At 63.5% G+C, this 19071-nt stretch carries 13 protein-coding genes, 1 tRNA gene and 1 pseudogene; 9 read left to right on the plus strand and 6 right to left on the minus strand.

The window, feature by feature from the left end; translation table 11 throughout:
- Positions 1 to 26: 26 nt before the first annotated feature.
- Together ACRCYW_RS00920 and uvrB are read right to left on the minus strand one after the other, a co-directional pair.
- The gene (locus ACRCYW_RS00920; protein WP_438548313.1) at positions 27 to 284 is read right to left on the minus strand and encodes a YkvA family protein; all 258 of its coding nucleotides are present in this window, start codon (positions 282 to 284) and stop codon (positions 27 to 29) included.
- Complete coding sequence (uvrB, locus tag ACRCYW_RS00925) at positions 281 to 2293, minus strand: excinuclease ABC subunit UvrB (RefSeq protein WP_438548314.1); 2013 nt, start codon at positions 2291 to 2293, stop codon at positions 281 to 283. Before uvrB ends, ACRCYW_RS00920 begins: the two co-directional genes overlap by 4 nt.
- A 132-nt stretch (positions 2294 to 2425) precedes the next feature.
- On the opposite strand from uvrB, the gene ACRCYW_RS00930 reads away from it, so the two are divergent.
- The 6 genes from ACRCYW_RS00930 to ACRCYW_RS00955 all read left to right on the plus strand — a co-directional run bounded on the left by ACRCYW_RS00930 (position 2426) and on the right by ACRCYW_RS00955 (position 9925).
- A tRNA-Asn gene (locus ACRCYW_RS00930) sits at positions 2426 to 2501 on the plus strand.
- Positions 2502 to 3275: 774 nt separating this feature from the next.
- Positions 3276 to 4961 (plus strand): aspartate:alanine antiporter, encoded by a 1686-nt coding sequence (locus ACRCYW_RS00935; protein WP_438548315.1) that lies wholly within the window; start codon positions 3276 to 3278, stop codon positions 4959 to 4961.
- A gap of 180 nt (positions 4962 to 5141) precedes the next feature.
- A complete protein-coding gene (locus ACRCYW_RS00940; protein WP_438548316.1) occupies positions 5142 to 6683 on the plus strand; it encodes a transglycosylase SLT domain-containing protein in 1542 nt (513 codons plus the stop codon).
- 232 nt (positions 6684 to 6915) lie between these two features.
- Positions 6916 to 7881: a tripartite tricarboxylate transporter substrate binding protein gene (locus ACRCYW_RS00945; protein WP_438548317.1), complete on the plus strand. Its 966-nt coding sequence runs from the start codon at positions 6916 to 6918 to the stop codon at positions 7879 to 7881.
- Positions 7882 to 7924: 43 nt separating this feature from the next.
- A complete protein-coding gene (locus ACRCYW_RS00950; RefSeq protein WP_438548318.1) occupies positions 7925 to 8386 on the plus strand; it encodes a tripartite tricarboxylate transporter TctB family protein in 462 nt (153 codons plus the stop codon).
- A gap of 9 nt (positions 8387 to 8395) precedes the next feature.
- Entirely contained in the window at positions 8396 to 9925 is a 1530-nt protein-coding gene (locus tag ACRCYW_RS00955; RefSeq protein WP_438548319.1) for a tripartite tricarboxylate transporter permease, read from the plus strand.
- A gap of 129 nt (positions 9926 to 10054) precedes the next feature.
- Here ACRCYW_RS00955 and ACRCYW_RS00960 read toward each other — a convergent pair whose 3' ends face one another.
- The 4 genes from ACRCYW_RS00960 to ACRCYW_RS00975 all read right to left on the minus strand — a co-directional run bounded on the left by ACRCYW_RS00960 (position 10055) and on the right by ACRCYW_RS00975 (position 15284).
- Positions 10055 to 10720: a response regulator gene (locus tag ACRCYW_RS00960; protein ID WP_438548320.1), complete on the minus strand. Its 666-nt coding sequence runs from the start codon at positions 10718 to 10720 to the stop codon at positions 10055 to 10057.
- On the minus strand, positions 10721 to 12304 hold the full coding sequence (locus tag ACRCYW_RS00965; RefSeq protein WP_438548321.1) for an ATP-binding protein: 1584 nt from the start codon (positions 12302 to 12304) through the stop codon (positions 10721 to 10723).
- A complete protein-coding gene (locus ACRCYW_RS00970; protein WP_438548322.1) occupies positions 12301 to 13512 on the minus strand; it encodes an ROK family protein in 1212 nt (403 codons plus the stop codon). Before ACRCYW_RS00970 ends, ACRCYW_RS00965 begins: the two co-directional genes overlap by 4 nt.
- A 104-nt stretch (positions 13513 to 13616) precedes the next feature.
- Positions 13617 to 15284, minus strand: a complete 1668-nt coding sequence (locus ACRCYW_RS00975) for a methyl-accepting chemotaxis protein (protein WP_438548323.1) — start codon at positions 15282 to 15284, stop codon at positions 13617 to 13619.
- Positions 15285 to 15408: 124 nt separating this feature from the next.
- Here ACRCYW_RS00975 and ACRCYW_RS00980 point away from each other — a divergent pair, with 124 nt between their 5' ends.
- From ACRCYW_RS00980 to glpB, 3 genes and pseudogenes are all read left to right on the plus strand, one after another.
- Positions 15409 to 15864: a YchJ family protein gene (locus ACRCYW_RS00980; protein ID WP_438548324.1), complete on the plus strand. Its 456-nt coding sequence runs from the start codon at positions 15409 to 15411 to the stop codon at positions 15862 to 15864.
- A 276-nt stretch (positions 15865 to 16140) separates the two neighbouring features.
- Positions 16141 to 17812 (plus strand): annotated as a pseudogene (glpA, locus tag ACRCYW_RS00985) (anaerobic glycerol-3-phosphate dehydrogenase subunit A); the annotation flags it as partial.
- Positions 17805 to 19070 carry a glycerol-3-phosphate dehydrogenase subunit GlpB gene (glpB, locus tag ACRCYW_RS00990; protein ID WP_438548325.1) on the plus strand — a complete coding sequence of 422 codons (1266 nt, stop codon included), beginning with the start codon at positions 17805 to 17807 and terminating at the stop codon, positions 19068 to 19070. The pseudogene glpA and the gene glpB, both read left to right, overlap by 8 nt.
- Position 19071 lies beyond the last annotated feature (1 nt).

A 19071-nucleotide genomic window follows, 5' to 3' on the forward strand; every position in this document is an offset into this window, starting at 1 on the left:
ATCGCAAGGAGAAGGATACGAGGCGCTTACTCCAGGGCATCCAGCCCCTTCCTGACCTCGGTGGGCAGGCAGGATTCCCAGCCCCAGATCAGCACCAGCAGCAGGCTGATGTCATCGAGCCAGCCCAGCAGCGGCACCACATCCGGGATAAGATCCACCGGGCTGATGCCGTAGAGCAGGATGAGGATCACCAGCCCCTTGGCCCACCAGGGGGTGGCGGGATGGCGAAAGCCGAAGTAGAGGCGGCGCAGACGCCGCCAGATAAGCCAGCGCTTGCCGCTCAACTCTCGATCAACTCGCTGCGCAGCCGCTGGATCTGATCCCGCATGGCGGCCGCCTGCTCGAACTCCAGATCCCGGGCGTGCTGGAACATCTGCTCTTCCATCCGTTTGATCTCCTTGGCGATCTCGCTGGCGGAGCGGGCATGGTACTCCCCTTGCGGCTCGGCGGCCTTGCGAGCGCCCTTGGCCGGTTTGCCCGCCGAGCGGCTGCCCCCCATGTCCATCACATCCCCCACCGACTTGTTGAGGCCCTTGGGCGTAATGCCGTGTTCCAGGTTGTGGGCATGCTGCAGGGCGCGGCGTCGCTCCGTCTCCTCGATGGCCACCTTCATGGAGTTGGTGATGGTGTCTCCATAAAGGATGACCTTGCCATTGAGGTTACGGGCCGCCCGGCCAATGGTCTGGATGAGGGAGCGGGTGGAGCGCAGGAAGCCCTCTTTATCCGCATCCAGGATGGCCACGAGCGACACCTCCGGCATGTCGAGCCCTTCCCGCAGCAGGTTGATACCCACCAGCACGTCGAACTTGCCCAGACGCAGGTCGCGGATGATCTCCACCCGCTCGACGGTGTCGATGTCCGAGTGCAAATAGCGAACCCGCACGTCGTGATCCGCCAGGTATTCGGTCAAGTCCTCCGCCATCCGCTTGGTCAGGGTAGTCACCAGTACCCGCTCCTCCACCGCGACCCGCAGCCGGATCTCGGAGAGCAGGTCGTCCACCTGGGTGGTGACCGGGCGCACCTCGATCTCGGGATCCAGCAGGCCGGTCGGGCGCACCACCTGCTGCACCACATCCTCGCCGGATTTTTCCAGCTCGTAGGGGCCGGGGGTCGCCGAGACGAACACCGTCTGCGGCATCAAGGCCTCGAACTCGTCGAACTTGAGGGGCCGGTTGTCCAGCGCCGAGGGGAGCCGGAAGCCGTACTCCACCAGGGTTTCCTTGCGGGAGCGGTCGCCCTTGAACATGGCACCGATCTGGGGCACGGTCACGTGGGACTCGTCGATGATGAGCAGGCCATCCCCCGGCAGGTAGTCGAACAGGGTGGGCGGCGGCTCACCGGGGGCGCGCCCGGAGAGGTAGCGGCTGTAGTTCTCGATGCCTGAGCAGTAGCCGAGCTCCTGCATCATCTCGATGTCGAACTGGGTACGCTGGCTGATCCGCTGCTCTTCCACCAGCTTGTTCAGGCTCATCAGCTGCTCGCGGCGCCCCTTGAGCTCTTCCTTGATATGGTCGATGGCCCCCAATATGGTTTCACGCGGGGTGGCGTAGTGGGTCTTGGGATAGATGGTATAGCGCACCACAGTCTGCTCGATGGCACCGGTCAGGGGATCGAACTGGGAGAGGCGCTCCACCTCCTCGTCAAACAGCTCCACCCGCAGGGCCAGCTTGTCCGACTCGGCGGGATAGATGTCGATCACCTCCCCCCGCACCCTGAAGGTGCCGCGGCTGAACGCCACGTCGTTGCGGGTGTATTGCAGCTCGGCGAGACGGCGCAGGATGTCCCGCTGGTTGATGACGTCCCCGACTTTGAGGTGCAGCATCATGCTGAGGTAGGCTTGCGGGTCTCCCAGACCATAGATGGCCGAGACGGAGGCGACGATCACCACGTCCCGCCGCTCCAGCAGCGCCTTGGTGGCCGACAGCCGCATCTGCTCGATGTGATCGTTGATGGAGGCATCCTTCTCGATGAAGGTGTCCGTGGTCGGCACATAGGCTTCCGGCTGGTAGTAGTCGTAGTAGGAGACGAAGTACTCCACCGCGTTGTCGGGGAAGAACTCCTTCATCTCCCCGTAGAGCTGGGCGGCCAGGGTCTTGTTCGGCGCCAGTATCATGGTGGGCCGGTTGAGGGTGGCGATCACGTTGGCCATGGTGAAGGTCTTGCCCGAGCCCGTGACCCCGAGCAGGGTCTGGTGGGCGAGGCCGGACTCGATGCCATCGAGCAGGCGGGCGATCGCCGCGGGCTGATCCCCCGCCGGTTGAAACTGGCTGGCCAACTGAAATAACTTGCTCATCACGACTCCCGGCAAAAACAGCAAGAAAGAAGTGTACCCCGAGTTGGCGCATCTGGGTATCCACTCCGCCAGACCAGACGACTATTGACCCGGGCAAGCGAGCTCTGTATAGTGCGTCTCCTTGCCTGATGTTCCCCCGTAGTTCAGTCGGTAGAACGGCGGACTGTTAATCCGTATGTCACTGGTTCAAGTCCAGTCGGGGGAGCCACTCTCCTCACCATCTCGGTGCAAGTTATCCACTTTAGTGCTTTCCTCTGCCAATTTTAATGCACAAGCCGATCCCTTCGGCGATTCTTCCTTTCGAACCCCCTCTCCTCGTCGACAGCGTTTTCTCCTGTCGAGCATAACTATATGATTTTTATAGTAAGATTTTTCTGAAGGTATTTTTTGAACAGCCCTTGCACCCCAGCATTGGCGCGGCCTGCAGCCTGATCGCCAAGTTTCATGAACAGGGTTATCCACAGATTCTGTGGGTAAGTGACGCAAAGCCAATCAGCGCCTAGGTTGGCAGCAATTGTCTCCGGTCTGACGGATGGAAACGCCTCGCCCCCCATTTTCTCCTGTTTTTTCCCTCCCCCCTAAATGGGTTCCTGGGGATCAGAGCAACAGGCAGGTGCCCCATTTGTGTCGCCACGCCAGAGGCCATGGGTCACCCCTGCCCGTTGGGGTGCGGATGCACCGGGTACATGGTTTTCCCCAACCAGTCAAAAATGCTGAAAAGCGCCCCCAATCCTTCGCTTCACAGCAGGTAATAAATTGTCCACAGGAGGGAAACCTCCATGCCCCCTGACAGCACGAATCACCCATTGACAGCGAGATAGGCAGTGGGAAATATCACCATTGCCCCCCTTGTTCCCGGTCATCCCCCCTCCCGGGTCGGTCAGCCACCACTTAACTGGCTGCCAGACCGCTTTGACGCTTCTCTCTTGCCAAGGGATACGGCACAATATCGGCCCCACTTTTTTCCTCGGTTCTTCCGGGCATGACCATAGATTTCGTGACACTGCTGCATCAAAGCGACTCCCTGCTGCTGTTCGTGGTGCTGGCCTTCGGCCTGCTGCTGGGCAAGGTACGCATCGGTAATTTCCAGATTGGCAACACCATAGGCGTGCTGTTCACCGCCCTGTTGTTTGGCCAGATGGGCTTCCAGTTCTCCACCTCCACCGAAAATGTCGGCTTCATGCTGTTCATCTTCTGCGTAGGCATAGAGGCAGGCCCCCACTTCTTCAGCATCTTCCTGCGCGATGGCATCCACTACATCACCCTGACCCTGGTGATCCTGCTGAGCGCCCTGCTGCTCACCGTGGGGCTCGCCAAGTTCTTCAACCTGGGGCCCGGCATGGCGGCCGGGATCCTCGCTGGCTCCCTCACCTCGACCCCGGCGCTGGTGGGGGCACAGGACGCCCTGCGCAGCGGACTGCTCAATCTGCCCCATCAGACCGACATGCAGGCGGTGCTCGACAACATGGGCATCGGCTATGCCCTGACCTATCTGGTAGGCCTGGTGGGCCTGATGCTGGTGGTACGCTACCTGCCTGCCCTGGCCCGGCTCGACCTCAATACCGAAGCCCAGAAGATCGCCCGCGAGCGGGGGCTCTCCGACAGCGAGAACCGCAAGACCTATCTGCCCATCATCCGCGCCTACCGGGTCGGCCCCGAGCTCGCCGCCTGGATCGGCGGCCGCACCCTGCGGGAGACCGGTATCTACCCCCACACCGGTTGCTACGTCGAGCGCATTCGTCGCAACGGCATACTGGCGAGCCCGGATGGGGATGCAGTCATCCAGGAAGGGGACGAGATCGCCCTGGTGGGCTACCCGGAGAGCCACGAGAAACTCGACGTCAACTATCGCAACGGCAAGGAGGTGTTCGACCGCAACCTGCTGGACCTGCAGATCGTCACCGAAGAGATAGTGGTGAAGAACGATGCCGTGGTGGGCCGCCATCTGGTGGAGCTCAACCTCACCGAGAAGGGCTGCTTCCTGAACCGGGTGGTGCGCTCCCAGATAGAGATGCCGTTCGATCGCAACATCATGCTGCAAAAGGGCGACGTGCTGCAGATCAGCGGCGAGAAGCAGAGGGTCAAGCTGCTGGCCAACAAGATCGGTTTCATCAGTATCCACAGCCAGACCACGGATCTGGTGGCCTTCACCACCTTCTTCGTGCTGGGGCTGCTCATCGGCTCCGTCTCCCTGGTGTTCGGCCAGATAGAGTTCGGCCTCGGCAACGCCGTCGGTCTGCTGCTGGCGGGGATCCTGATGGGGTATCTCAGAGCCAACCACCCCACTGTGGGCTATGTGCCGCCCGGTGCCCTACGCCTTGCCAAGGATCTCGGTCTCGCCGTCTTCATGGTAAGCACGGGCCTCAAGGCCGGTGGCGGCATCCTGGATCACCTGAGCGAGGTGGGTATGGTGGTGCTCTTCTCCGGCATGCTGGTGACCACCTTGCCGGTGCTGGTGGGCTACCTGTTCGGGGTCTGGGTATTGAAGATGAACCCGGCCCTGCTGCTAGGTGCCATCACCGGCGCCCGCACCTGCGCCCCGGCCATGGACGTGGTCAACGAAGCGGCCAACAGCTCCATCCCGGCGCTCGGCTACGCCGGCACCTATGCGGTAGCCAACGTCATGCTGACCCTGGCGGGCTCCTTCATCATCGGCTTCTGGTTCTAGCCTGGCGGCCACACCTCATGCAAAAGGAGCCTCAGGGCTCCTTTTTGCTGCCCGCAATCGCCTCACTCACGGGATTTTGAATAGTGGAAACCGTGCTATGGCGCACTTCCAATCAAACCCAATGAGCTAAATCCCCCCCGAGGCGCCGCTTACACTCTATAAAACGAGTGAGGTGTACGTATGAAACGCTTATGGATTGTCATGATCTGGCTGTTCTGCTCCCTGAACCCCGTCTGGAGTGCCGAGGCAGACAAACAGGCAACCACAGATGAGGAAACGGATAAAAGCGCCCTGAGTTTTGACAGTGACGAGCTATCCAAACCCATGCTGGGGGATCTCGATGCCATGCTGGAGCGGCGAGCCATCCGGGTGCTGACCACCTACAACAAGACCGGCTACTTCATCTACAAGGGCGTGCAGCGAGGGGCAACCTACGACGCCTTCATACAGGTGGAAAAACGCCTCAACGAACAGCTTCGCAAGAACAAGACCGCCAAGCGCAATCTCAAGGTCCACTTCGTCTTCATCCCGGTCGCCCGGGAGGCCCTGATCCCCGCCCTGCTCGCAGGCAAGGGGGATATCGCCGCCGCCAACCTCACCATCACCGACAAACGCAAGCAGCAGGGCGTGGAGTTCTCCGCCCCCCTGATCGAGAACGTGCGCGAGCTGCTCATCTCGGGGCCCCACTCTCCCAAGGTGGCGAGCGCCGCCGATCTCGGGGGGCAGAGCGTCTATGTGAGACCCTCCTCCAGCTATTACGACAGCCTCTTGGCCTATAACGCGGCGCGCAAGGAGGCAGGGGAACCCCTCATCGACATCAAGCCCGCCTCCGAGGTGCTGGAGGACGAGGATCTGGTGGAGATGGTGAACGCGGGCCTCTTGCCCTTCATCGTCATGGATGAACACAAGGCCCGCTTCTGGCAGAAGATCTTCCCCAAGATCACCATCCATGAAGAGCCTGTTTTCCGCGACGGCGGCATCATCGCCTGGGCGGTACGCAAGGAGAGTACCCAGCTGCTCGCCATGCTCAACGAGCAGATTGGCGCCTTGCGGGGCAAGGCCACCGGCGAAGCCATACTGGCGCGTTATCTCAAGCAGAACAAGTTCGTCAAGAGCGCCGCCGCCGAGGCCGAGCGCAAGAAGTTCCTGCAGGTGGTCGAGCTGTTTCGTGAATACGGCGAGAAATACGACGTGGACTGGCTGCTGGTGGCCGCCCAGGGCTATCAGGAGTCGGCCCTCAACCAGAAGGCCCGCAGCCATGTGGGGGCCATCGGCATCATGCAGATCATGCCCGCCACCGGCAAGGGGTTGAAGGTGGGTGACATCCGCCAGATTGAGCCCAACATCCACGGCGGCGTCAAATACATGCGCTGGATGATAGATCACTACTATGCGGACGAGCCCATGACGGCTCTCGACAAGGCGCTCTTCTCGTTCGCCTCCTACAACGCGGGCCCCGCCCGGGTGGCCAGGCTGCGCACCGAGGCCAAGAAGCGGGGGCTGGATCCCAACGTCTGGTTCCACAACGTGGAGTATGTGGCGGCGGAGAAGATAGGGCCGGAGACGGTCACCTATGTGGGCAACATCTACAAGTACTACATCGCCTACAAGCTGGTGATGGAGCAACTGACCCTCAGGCAGAAGGCCACCGAAGCCCTTCAGAAGACGGAGCCAGACCAGGAGAAAGCGGTGGAACCTGTCTCAGGGGCCGGCAAGAGCTGAGACACGCTGGCCATCCCATCACATCAGGTCATCGGGCGGGGCTCTCCATCACAAGGGAGCCCCGCCCTTCTTTGCCCTCGCCAATACGACATCCAGCAGTGATAGCGTCGAAAGAGGCCGTGGCCAGAATGAACAAAATGGCCAGAACAGCCTTAATAACCATTACGGCCAGATTGTTTTCCAAGCAGACATGATTAATTAACCTCCTCGCAACAATCACAAGGAGAACACCATGTTGCAAGGAACCTTCAAGCGCACCCTGCTCTGCTGCCTGTTGGGCGCCAGCCTCGGCGTCCAGGCCAAGATAGACGAGATCCACTTCCTGATACCCGGTGGTGCCGGCGGCGGCTGGGACAACACGGCCCGGGGCACCGGCGAGGCGCTGACCAAGTCCGGCCTCATCACCACCGCCTCCTTCCAGAACATCTCCGCCGGAGGGGGCGCCAAGGCCATCGCTCACCTGATCGAGACCTCGGCGCAATCTGACAAGACGCTCATGGTCAACTCCACCCCCATCATCGTCAAATCCCTCTCCAAGGAACTGCCGCAATCGTTCCGGGATCTCACCCCGGTCGCCGCCATCATCGCCGACTACCAGGCGCTGGCCGTACCGCTCGACTCCCCCTATCAGACCTGGCCCCAGTTGCTGGCGGCCTATGAGGCGAACCCCGCCAAGGTGAAGATCGCCGGCGGCTCCGCCCGCGGCAGCCTGGACCACCTGGTGGCGGCCATGACCTTCAAGAATGCGGGGGCCGATGCCAGCAAGCTGCGCTACGTGGCCTATGATGCTGGCGGCAGTGCCATGGCCGCGGTGCTGGCGGGGGAGACCCAGGTGCTCTCCACCGGTTTTGGCGAGGCGATGGAGGCGGTCAAGTCCGGCCAGATGCGGATCCTCGGCATGACGGCCGCCGAGCGCATGCCGGATGCGAAAGAGGTACCCACCTTCAGCGAGCAGGGCAATCCCACCGTCTTTGCCAACTGGCGCGGTTACTTCGCCTCCCCCAGCGTGAGCGCCGAGAAATCCGCCGAGTTCGCCGCCCTGCTCAAGCAGATGTATGACAAGCCGGAGTGGGAAGTGGTCCGGGCGCGCAACAACTGGACCAACAGCTATCAGGCCGGCCCCGAGTTCACCGCCTTCCTCAACAGCCAGGAGCAGGAGATCGGCGGACTGATGCGCGAGCTCGGCTTCATCAAGTAATCCCAACACCCCGTGGCGGGCTCGCCCGCCCATTGGAGTCATTATGCAACTGACCAAGGAAAGGTTCGGGGGGCTGCTGTTTCTGCTGCTCTCCCTCGCCTATGGCTATCACGCCACCCAGATCCCGGGCTACCCGGGGGACGAATATGAACCCTTTACCGCCAGCACCCTGCCCTATGCCCTGGCCGGCGTCGGCGTCGTGCTCTCCCTGCTGTTGATGGCCTCCCCGGGCGGCGAGCGGCTGCAGAAAGAGTCCGGCAACTGGCGACTGGTGTTCGCCTTTCTCCTCCTGATGATCGTCTATGGCGTGGCCCTGACCTGGCTCGGCTTCCTCGTCGCCACCACCCTGTTCCTCATCGCCGGGATCCGGCTGATGGGTGAACCCAGCCTCGCCTTCGCCTGCAAGGTGAGCGTGCCCTTCACCCTCATCTTCTGGGCCCTGCTGACCAAGGGGCTCAATGTCTATCTCGAGCCCGGTCGGCTGTTCACCCAGTTGCTGGGATAAGGAGAACCCATGTTAGACGGAATCTTGCAAGGGCTTGGCACCGCGATGATGCCCATCAATCTCTTCATGGTGGTGGTCGGTTGCTTCGTCGGCACCTTCATCGGCATGTTGCCGGGTCTCGGACCCGTCACCGCCATCGCCCTGATGATCCCCATCACCTACGGGCTGGATCCGGCCTCCGGCATCATTCTGATGGCCGGTGTCTATTACGGCTCCATGTTTGGCGGCTCCACCGCCTCCATCCTGATCAACACCCCGGGCTGCTCCGCCAGCATGATCACCGCCATCGACGGCTATCCCATGGCGCGCAAGGGCTATGCGGGCAAGGCACTGGCCATCGCCGCCTACGCCTCCTTCGTCGGCGGCACCCTGTCGGCCATCTTCCTGATGGTGGCGGCGCCCCTGCTCGCCAAGGTCTCCCTCTCCTTCCAGTCGGCGGACTACTTCGCCCTCATGGTGCTGGGGCTGTCAGCGGTGGCGGCCTTTGCCGGCAAGGGGCAGGTGCTCAAGGCGCTGATCATGGCCCTGTTCGGCATCATGATCTCCACAGTCGGCATCGATCGCAGCGTCGGGGTCGACAGGTTCACCTTCGGCCTGCCGGACTTGCGGGACGGCTTCTCCTTCCTGCTGCTGGCCATGGCCACCTTCGCCCTGGCGGAGATCCTGATGACGGTGCTGCGCCCCGGCAAGGATTCCCGCGCCGAAGAGGCGGAGCAGATCCAGAAGCTCGGCTCTCTCAAGCTGAGCAAGGATGAGGTCAAGGAGATAGCGACCCCGATCGCCCGCTCCTCGGTACTCGGCTTCTTCATCGGCGTCCTGCCGGGGGCCGGTGCCACCATCGCCTCCTTCATGGCCTATGGCGCCGAGCGCAACCTGGCCCGCAAGGAGAAGAAGGATGAGTTTGGCAAGGGCAGCCTCACCGGTGTCGCCGCCCCGGAAGCCGCCAACAACGCCGCCTCCAGCGGTGCCTTCGTGCCGTTGCTGACCCTGGGTATCCCGGGGTCCGGCACCACGGCCCTGATGCTGGGGGCCCTCATCGCCTACGGCATCCAGCCGGGCCCGCGCCTCTTCATGGAGCACCCGGATGTATTCTGGTCCGTGATCATCTCCATGTATCTGGGCAACGTGGTGCTGCTGATCCTGAACCTGCCGCTCATCCCCTATCTCGCCAAGATCCTGCAGGTGCCGCGCCCCGTGCTCATCCCCATGGTGCTGCTGTTCTCCCTGATCGGGGTCTATCTGGTCTCCTTCAACACCATGGACATCTATGTGATGGCACTGGTGGCCCTCATCGCCATCGGCCTGCGCCTGCTGGACTTCCCCATGGCCCCCATGCTGCTCGGCTTCATCCTGGGCGGCATGCTGGAGGACAACCTGCGCCGGGCACTGGTCATCAACGACGGCTCCCTGAGCTTCCTGTGGGAGCGGCCCATCACCCTGGGCTTCACCCTGGTGACCCTGGTGATGTTGCTGCTGCCGGCCTGGCAGTGGTGGCAGGCCCGCAAGGCCCCCAAGGGGGAACCGGCCACCAGCCACTGAATCGATGAGACTCTGCCGCCTCTGAACCCTACCCATAATGAGCAGAGCCCCTGATGGTGGAAGCAAACGGAAACAAAAAGAGCGCCAAAAGGCGCTCTTTTCTTCTTTGGAGCAGTGACACCTCTTGGGTCACTGCTTGCGGTAGCGCCGCTCCGGCCGCCCGACGGTGCCGTATTCGAGCTCAGGGCTCGCCAGTTGCTGGCCTACCAGAAACTCCAGATAACGGCGCGCCGTGGTGCGGCTCACCCCGACCCTGGCGCCTATATCCTCGGCGCTGGCCCCCTCGGCGGCCAAGGCGGCCAGCACCCGCTGCAGTGTGAGCCCGTCTATGCCCTTTGGCAGGCCGGCGGCCGCCACCTGCTGCAAGGGGGTACCCAGCAGGGCATCCACCGTCTGCTGATCGATGTCCGCCAATGCCGCCAGGGCCGCTATGCTCTGACGATACTTCTCCAATGTGTCTCGCAGCCGCTCGAACACCACGGGTTTTAGAATGAAATCCACCACCCCGAGGCGCATCGCCTCCTGCAGGGCGCCCGCCTCCCGGGCGGCGGTGAGCAAGATGACGTCGAGGCCGGCACCGGCCTGACGCAATTCGCGCAGCAGGCTGAAGCCCTCCCCGTCCGGCAGCCACACATCCAGCAGCACCAGATCGGGCTTGAGGATGGCGATCTGCTCCCTCGCATCGAACAGGGTGAGCGCCACCCCCAGCACGTCAAATCCGGGCAGCCGCTGTACGAAGCGGCGGTGGATTTCGGCGATGGCCGGATCGTCCTCGACGATCAGGATCTTGATCACTCACACCTCCTTGGGAATGTAACAGACGACGCAACTTCCCTGCGCCGTGGCTTCTATGGTGATCTGCCCCTGCAGGGCATCCAGGGTCTTGCGCACCAGGGCGAGGCCGATGCCGTGGCCGGGCTCGGCCTTGCTGCTCACCCCGTGCTCGAACAAGGTGTCCGCCAGGGCGGGATCCACCCCGCCGGCCCCGTCTTCCACCTCGAGGATGAGATCCTGCCCCAGATCGCTCAGGGCCACCCGGATGGGGCTATAGGGGGCACCGTGGCGACGGGTCGCCTCGAACGCATTGTCGATGAGGTTGCCAAGCAGGGTCACCAGCTGGGAGCCGCTCACCCTGGCGGGGATGTCCTGCAGGCAGGCATCGGGGTCGACGATGAGCACCAGCCCCAGTTCATGGGCCCTGTGATACTTGCCAAGCAGCAACCCCGCCACCTTGGGCTTTCCGATGGCCCCCATCAGGAAGCTGAGCAGAGTCTGCTCGGTGGCGGCCTCCCGCCCGATGAAGGCGAGCGCCTCCTGGGTGGCACCCAGCTCTATCATGCCCGCTATGGTGCCGAGCTGATTGTTGTGTTCATGGGTCTGCACCCGCAGCAGATCGCTGTAGGCCTGCACCTGGGAGAGCTGGGCGCTGAGCTCGGCGAGCTCGTCCTTGCGCCGAAAACTCGACACGGCGCCGATGAGGCGTCCGTCCTGCACTAGGGGCAGGCGGTTGACGATGAGGGGCTGGCCGTTCAGGACTATCTCCTCGTCAAACTGGGGGCTCTGCTCCTGCAAGATGGAGAGCATGCGGCTGCCCGGCAGCAGCTGGCCGATGGGTTGACCGATGGCGGCCCTGGCAACGGTTTCATCCAGGCGCAGCAATCGGATGCCATTGGGGTTGATGGAGGTGAGCCTGCCCTGCTCGTCGATGGTGAGGATCCCCTCGCGCACCGTGCGCAGGGTGCAGTCGAGCTCCGCATAGAGGCGCCCTATCTGCTCGGGTTCGAAGCCGAAGATGGCCTTCTTGTAGCGCCGGGCCAGCCAGGCGGCGGCGGCACTGTTGAGGATCACGATGAGCAGGGTACAGAGCAGGCCAAAGCGCAGGAAGCCGCGTAGATCGGCGTCTATGTCTCGCACCAGATAGCCGACCGACACCACGCCGATGATCTTGCCCATCTCGTCGCGGATGGGCCCCTTGCCCCGCACCGCGCTGCCAAGGGATCCCTGTGCCCGCGAGATGTAGAACTCCCCGGCCAGGGCCCGGCCGGGATCATCCCCCACCATGGGTTTGCCGAGCCGGTCCGCATTGGGGTGCACCAGACGCCTGGCATCGACGTCGCCGATGACGATGTAGCTGGCACCGACCTCCCCCCGCATCCGCTCCACCAGCACGTTGAGGCGGGCGGTGTCGGCGCGCTTCACCCCGGCGATGACGCCGGGCTCGCGCGCCACCAGCCGCGCCACGTCGAGGGCCTGATCCCCCACGTCCTGATAGCGCTGTTCGGCCACATAGTAGTAGCTGGCCCCGCTCAGCAGCACCAGTTGCAAGAGGCTGACCAGACAGAGCATGAAGAGGATGCGTCCTTGCAACCCGAGCTTCATGCTTCCTTGTCGCCTCGCAGCAGCTCGAGCAACAGGCTGCCGTCCCGCAGGGCCTTGTGCACCTGCACCGAGGTGGGCTTGGTGGGGTCTTCGTAGAAATGGGTGGACTCTATCTGCAGGCGCGTCAGGTAGTCGGGGGGCAGCTGGCTCGCCAGGGACTGATGCAGCATGGGGAACAGCAGGCGATCGGCGCGGGTGATCTCCCCCCCCAGCAGCAGCTTGCCCGGGTTGAGCAGGCAGATGAGGTTGGCCAGCACCCGGGAGAGGCGCCCCGCCGCCTGGTGCAGGATGTCCTGACAGAGGCTGTTGCCCGCCAGCGCCAGCTCGCACAGCTCGCGAATGTTGACGCTCGCCGGCAGATCGTGTTCCTGCATGCGCTCGCGCAGGTCCCGGTACTGGGCCTCCAGCGCCTGATTGGTCACGAGCGTGCAGGCACAGCCGAAGCCGCCGCAGTAGCAGCGCTGGCCATAGGGCTCGAGCTGCAGGTGGCTGAGATCCCCGAGCAGGGCCGACTCGCTCTCGATGAGCTGGCCGTTGACCACCATGCCGACCCCGATGTCGTTGTGCACGAACACCAGCACCGCATCGGCGCAATTCTTGGCCGCGCCCCACTCCCGCTCGGCCTGGATCCAGGTGCGCACGTCGCCGCTCACCAGCACGGGCACCTCGAACGCCTCCTGCAGAGTGGGTCCCAGCGGCCAGTTGCGCAGATCGTAATAGGGGAAGTGCTTGACCATGCCGGAGTGACGCTCCACCTGCCCCGGCAGGCAGAGAGCGATGCAGGCCAGACGCAGCGCCTTCTTCGGCAGGAAGCCCTCGATGGCCCGCATCAGGCTGGCTAGCAGATCCGCACGCTCCGCCTCACTGAACAGGTGGCGATGGCGCGCGAGGGAGCGTCCGGCCAGATCGAACAGGGCCATGTCTACATAGCCACGGCCGAGGCGCATGGAGAGAAACTGGAAGCGACGCTCGTTGATGCGCAGCAAGGTCTGACGACGGCCACGGCCCACCGAGCTCTCGCCACAGGTGACGATGAGGCCCCCATCGAGCAGTTCGCGGGTGATCTTGGTGATGCTGGCGGGCGACAGGCCAGTCAAACGGGACAGATCGGTCCGGGACAGCTCCTTGTGCTCCTCCAGGCTGGCATAGACCAGGCCGTAGTTGAGCTGACGGATCAAATCGATACTGCCTTTCACGATCTCATTCATGGGTTGGGGACTGACGCAAAGAACGAATGTTGCGATTTTCACACATTCTGCGTCGATCCCCAAATTTGCCATCTGGACATGGCGTCCAGATGGCAAAAATGTGATCAGTAACGGAAGCGAGCGACCAATTGGCGCAATTTATCGCCCGTGTCCGCCAGGGCCCTCGTGGTGGTGCTGGATTCCCCCGCCGCCTCGGTCAGTTCGCTGACGATCTGCTGGATGGCCACCAGGTTCTTGTTGATCTCCTCGGAGACAGCGTGCTGCTCCTCGGCGGCGGTCGCTATCTGGATGTTCATGTCGTTGATGGTGCCCACCGCCGCCACCATGCTGTCCAGGGAGCTGGCGATGTGGCCCGCCTCCTGCACCGTCTCCTGGCTGCGGGACTCGCTCGCCTGCATCACCTCCACCGCCTGTTTCACACCCCCTTGCAGGCGCTGCAGCATCTCGTTGATCTCCTTGGTGCTCTGCTGGGTGCGCCCGGCCAGGGATCGCACCTCGTCCGCCACCACCGCGAAGCCGCGCCCCTGCTCACCGGCCCGGGCCGCCTCGATGGCGGCGTTGAGGGCCAGCAGGTTGGTCTGCTCGGCGATGCCGCGAATGACCTCCACCACAGAGCCAATCTTGCCGGTCTCCTGGGCCAGCTGCTCGATGACGCCGGCGGCGACGTGCACCTCGTCCACCAGCCGGTTGATGCTGCCGATGGCGCTGCCCACCACCTCCCGGGCGGCGTCGGATTCCCGGGCCGCGTCACTGGTGGCGCTGGCCGCGTTGGAGGCACTCGCCGCCACCTCCTGGGCGGTGGAGCTCATCTCGGTCACGGCGGTGACCACCTGATCCGTCTCACGCCCATGGCCGCGCATCTGCCTGTCCGAATGCTCGCTCAGGCGATGGAGCTTCTCCACGGCGCCGAGCAGCTGATGGCTGGTCTCCCCCACCTGGCTCACCACAGACTGGATGCGCTCGACGAAGCGGTTGAAGGCACTGGCCAGCTGGCCCACCTCGTCCTTGCTCTGCACCTTGAGGCGCTGGGTGAGATCCCCGTCCCCGTCGGCGATGTCGTTGAGGGCCGATACCGCCTCCGCTAGCGGCCGGGTGACTCTGTTGCCGATGGCCACAGTCGCCGCCAGGGTGATCCCCAGGATCAACAGGATCAACACCACCCCGGTCTGCAGGGAGGCGTGCATGTTCTGTTCCCGTTCGGCTCGCAGGGTCGCCAGCTCGCTGTCGATGTCATCGATGTAGAAGCCGGTGCCCACCACCCACTGATACTTGTCGAGCAGCAGGTTGTAGGAGAGCTTGGGGGCATCGCGGCCGAGGGAGGGCTTGTTGGTCCAGTATTCCGTATAGCCATCCCCCTCCCGGGCGGCCTTGATGATCCCCTGAATGAGGGGCGTGCCCTTGGCATCCTTGTCTTCCCAGCGGTTCTTGCCCTCGGCGTCGGGGCGAGTGGGCAGCAGCTGGGTATTGCCCTGGAAGTCGTAGATGAAGAAGTAGCCGTCGCTGCCGTAGCGCAGGGGACGCAGTATCTCTTTGACCCGCTCGCGCGCCTGTGGGCTGTCCGGCGCGGCGTACTCCTTCTCGATGGCGGTCTTGGCCAGCATCAGGTAGCTGCTCAGCAGCGCCTTGCGCTCCGACAACGCCTTCTCCCTGGCCACTACCAGTTCGGATTCCAAATCACTCTTGGAGATCAAATAGTTGCTGAGATTGACCACCAGGGCCATCAGCAGCACGGGAAGCGCGCCCAATAACAGGATCTTCTGCTTCAGTGTCATCTTGTACTTCCTTTAGCCATTTTTATGTGGGTGTTCCGTTCCTACCAGTTCGACCTGCTGGCCGAGGGGGGGTCGCTTTCGCTACAATCCCGCCACCTGATTTATCGACCCGATTGACTGACCCATGAGCCCATGTCCCTGCGGTAGCGCACTTTCCCTCCCCCAATGTTGCGGCCTCCTTCACCACGGCCAGGCGGCCCTCAGCGCCGAGCAGCTGATGCGTTCGCGCTACAGCGCCTTCGTGCTGGGGCTTGGCGACTACCTGGTGCACAGTTGGCACCCGGATTTTCTGGGGGACCTGACAGTGGAACAGCTCTCCCAGACCGATACCCGGTGGGATGGGCTGGAGATCCTGGCCGCTCAGGGGGGTCCATCCGACGAGATCGGCATGGTGGAGTTCAAGGCCTGGTTCAAGGAAGGGGACGAGCGCCACTGCCTGCACGAGCGCTCCCGCTTCGTGCGATATCAAGGGCGCTGGGTCTACACCGACGGGGAGCAGGATCCGGCGCCCCTCAAGATGGGCCGCAACGATCCCTGCCCCTGTGGCAGCGGCAAGAAGTTCAAGAAGTGCTGTGGCTAGGCAGTTCAATGCGCTGAAAAACCAACCTTCATCAGCCAAAGCCATGAGCAAAACAGAATAGAGACAGCATAAACCACAACCAGACTGGCCGATTTTGAAGCCAACACCCAGGGGCCCCAGGCCCCTTTGTCGTTTCCTGGGTGTGATAACAATCACAAATTGCTCATACACCCGATCTTCGTGAGCGTTTGCGAACATTAACTTGGCCCATATCAAACATTTTTGCCCTCAAAGGCGCCACACTGGCCCCATCTGGAAGAGATGAGACGGGCAAGAATGAAAAGAATAACCACGGAAGTCGTCATCATAGGCGGTGGCGCCACCGGCGCCGGCATCATGCGCGACTGCGCGTTGCGGGGCATCGACTGCATCTTGCTGGAGCGGGACGACATCGCCGCCGGCACCACGGGCCGCAACCACGGCCTGCTCCACTCCGGCGCCCGCTATGCGGTGACGGATCAGGAGTCCGCCCGCGAATGCATTCAGGAGAACCGCATCCTCAAGCGGATCGCGAGCCACTGCGTCGAGGACACAGGCGGCCTCTTCGTCACCCTGCCGGAGGATGACATCGGCTTTCAGGCCACCTTCATGGCCGCCTGTGCCCAGGCGGGCATAGAAACGGAGCAGCTGGATCCCCGCGACGCCCTGCGCCTCGAACCCAATGTGAATCCGGCGCTGATCGGTGCCATCCGCGTGCCGGACGGCACAGTCGATCCCTTCCGCCTCGCCGCCGCCAACGTCCTGGATGCGAAAGAACACGGCGCCCGCATCTTCACCCACAGCAAGGTGCTGGGGCTGCTCCGCACCCAGGACAGGGTGCACGGGGTCAGGGCCATCAACACCCGCACCGGCGAGGCATTCGAGGTGGAGTGCTTGGAGGTGATCAACGCCGCCGGCATCTGGGGCCAGCAGATCTGCGAGTACGCCGATCTCGGCATCCGCATGTTCCCGGCCAAGGGCTCCCTGCTCATCATGGATTACCGCATCAACCAGCTGGTGCTCAACCGGGCGCGCAAACCGGCGGACGCGGACATCCTGGTACCGGGAGATACCATCTCCCTCATCGGCACCACCTCCAGTCGCATCGACTACCACAAGATCGATCAGCTGAGCGTGGATCCCAGCGAGGTGGAGGTGCTGCTGCGCGAAGGGATAAAACTCGCCCCCGTGATGGCCCGCACCCGGCTGTTGCGCGCCTACGCAGGCGTCCGTCCGCTGGTGGCGGTGGATGGGGATGACACGGGCCGCAACATCAGTCGCGGCATAGTGCTGCTGGATCACGCCGAACGTGATGGCCTCAAGGGCTTCAACACCATCACCGGCGGCAAGCTGATGACCTACCGGCTGATGGCCGAATGGGCCACGGATCTCGTCGCCGGGAAACTTGGCAACGGCCAACCCTGCCGCACCGCCGAGCTCTCATTGCCGGGCTCGCGGGAGCCGGAGAAGGTCTCCGCCCCCGGACTCAGCGCCCCGGTCGAGGGCTCGGCCCAGTATCGTCACGGCGAGCGGGTCATCGCATTTTTCCGGGACAACCCCAAGGCCAATGCCCTCATCTGCGAGTGCGAGATGGTGACCGCCGGCGAGATCGAATACGCCCTGCGGGAGCTGGACGTGGACAACCTGGTGGATCTGCGCCGCCGCACCCGGCTCGGCATGGGCCCCTGCCAGGGGGAGCTGTGCGCCTACCGCGCCGCCGGCCTGATGCAGGAGTACGGCAAGGTCGATGGCCGCGAGGCGTGCGTCATGCTGCGCCAGTTCCTGGAGGAGCGCCACAAGGGGACCCGCCCCGTGCTCTGGGGAGATGCCCTGCGGGAGACCGAGTTTACCTACTGGATCTACGAGGGGCTCTTTGGCCTCGGCGAATGGACCGCGCCCCAGCTGGTTCCCTCCCCTGACCTGTCTGGACAGACTATTCCTTCCACTCAAGGAGAGCCATCATGAGATTCGATACCATAGTCATAGGTGGCGGCATGGCGGGCCTCTCGGCGGCCCTGCGTCTGGCCGAAGCGGGCCAGAAGACCCTGCTGATGGCCTCGGGCCAGAGCGCCCTGCACTTCTCCTCCGGCTCAGTCGACTTGCTCGACACCCAGGGAGATCCTCGCGCCGCCCTGCCCGCCTTTATGGCCGAACACCCTGATCACCCCTACGCCAAGGTGGGGCTCGCCAACATAGAAGCGAGCCTCACGGATCTGCAGCGCCACTGCGCCGAAGAAGGGCTGCCCCTCTATCGCGAGGAGCACAACCATCAGCGGATCACCCCCATTGGCACCCTCAAGGCCACCTGGCTCTCCCCCGCGACCTGCGCCTGTGTCACCGAGGCCCCGGTCCCGGACAGCCTGCTGCTGGCCACCCTGAGTGGATTTCGCGACTTTCACCCGGCGCTGGCGGCGGCCAATCTCGGCACCCAGCCCCGCTTCGCCCACTGCCGCATCCTGACTGGCGAGCTGGATCTGCCCCAGCTCGGCGAATTCAGCCGCAACCCCCACGAGTTTCGCTCCGCCGACATTGCCCGCCTGTTTGATCGCCAACCGGGCCTGCTGGCGGATCTCGCCCGCGAACTAACCCGCATGGTGCGAGAGAGTGGCGAGCCCGGTTGCCGTCATCTGGTGCTGCCCGCCTGCCTCTCCCTGGGGCTGGTCGGCCCGCGTCTGGCGGAGCTCGAGACACTCACCGGCTGCACCATCCGCGAAGTCGCCACCATGCCGCCATCCCTCATCGGCATGCGGATGCAGGAGGCGCTCAAACGCCGCTTCCAGCGCCTCGGCGGTACCTTCCTCACCAGTGAGCGGGTGCTGGGCGCCCGCTACGAGGGGGATAGGGTGATAGGTGTCCATAGTCAAAATGGGGACGATCAGCTGTTCGAGGCGGCGCACTTCGTGCTCGCCTCCGGCAGCTTCTTCAGCCGGGGGCTGGAGTCGCGTCTCGGCGGTATTCGCGAGCCCATCTTCGATGCCGACGTGCTGAGCCTGCCGGAGCGCGACGCCTGGGCCGGTCGTCGCCTGTTCGACCACCACCCCTTTATGGGCTTCGGGGTCAAGACAGACGACAAGCTGCGGGTGCTGCGCGGCGGCAAGCCGCTCGCCAACCTCTATGGGGCGGGCAGCGTGCTGGCGCACTATGACCCGGTCAAGGAAAGCTCAGGTTCAGGGGTCGCCGTCGCCACCGGCTGGCAGGTTGCCGGCCATATCCTGGCTGGAGCCTGAG

This window comes from Aeromonas sp. (assembly GCF_051657805.1).
In the GTDB taxonomy this organism is placed as follows: Bacteria; Pseudomonadota; Gammaproteobacteria; order Enterobacterales; family Aeromonadaceae; genus Aeromonas.

Bases quoted from the DNA above. Each gene is read 5' to 3' on its own strand.
- uvrB (WP_438548314.1), bottom strand. From the start codon at position 2,293: ATGAGCAAGTTATTTCAGTTGGCCAGCCAGTTTCAACCGGCGGGGGAT.
- ACRCYW_RS00935 (WP_438548315.1), top strand. From the start codon at position 3,276: ATGACCATAGATTTCGTGACACTGCTGCATCAAAGCGACTCCCTGCTG.
- ACRCYW_RS00940 (WP_438548316.1), top strand. From the start codon at position 5,142: ATGAAACGCTTATGGATTGTCATGATCTGGCTGTTCTGCTCCCTGAAC.
- ACRCYW_RS00945 (WP_438548317.1), top strand. From the start codon at position 6,916: ATGTTGCAAGGAACCTTCAAGCGCACCCTGCTCTGCTGCCTGTTGGGC.
- ACRCYW_RS00950 (WP_438548318.1), top strand. From the start codon at position 7,925: ATGCAACTGACCAAGGAAAGGTTCGGGGGGCTGCTGTTTCTGCTGCTC.
- ACRCYW_RS00955 (WP_438548319.1), top strand. From the start codon at position 8,396: ATGTTAGACGGAATCTTGCAAGGGCTTGGCACCGCGATGATGCCCATC.
- ACRCYW_RS00965 (WP_438548321.1), bottom strand. From the start codon at position 12,304: ATGAAGCTCGGGTTGCAAGGACGCATCCTCTTCATGCTCTGTCTGGTC.
- ACRCYW_RS00970 (WP_438548322.1), bottom strand. From the start codon at position 13,512: ATGAATGAGATCGTGAAAGGCAGTATCGATTTGATCCGTCAGCTCAAC.
- ACRCYW_RS00975 (WP_438548323.1), bottom strand. From the start codon at position 15,284: ATGACACTGAAGCAGAAGATCCTGTTATTGGGCGCGCTTCCCGTGCTG.
- ACRCYW_RS00980 (WP_438548324.1), top strand. From the start codon at position 15,409: ATGAGCCCATGTCCCTGCGGTAGCGCACTTTCCCTCCCCCAATGTTGC.
- glpB (WP_438548325.1), top strand. From the start codon at position 17,805: ATGAGATTCGATACCATAGTCATAGGTGGCGGCATGGCGGGCCTCTCG.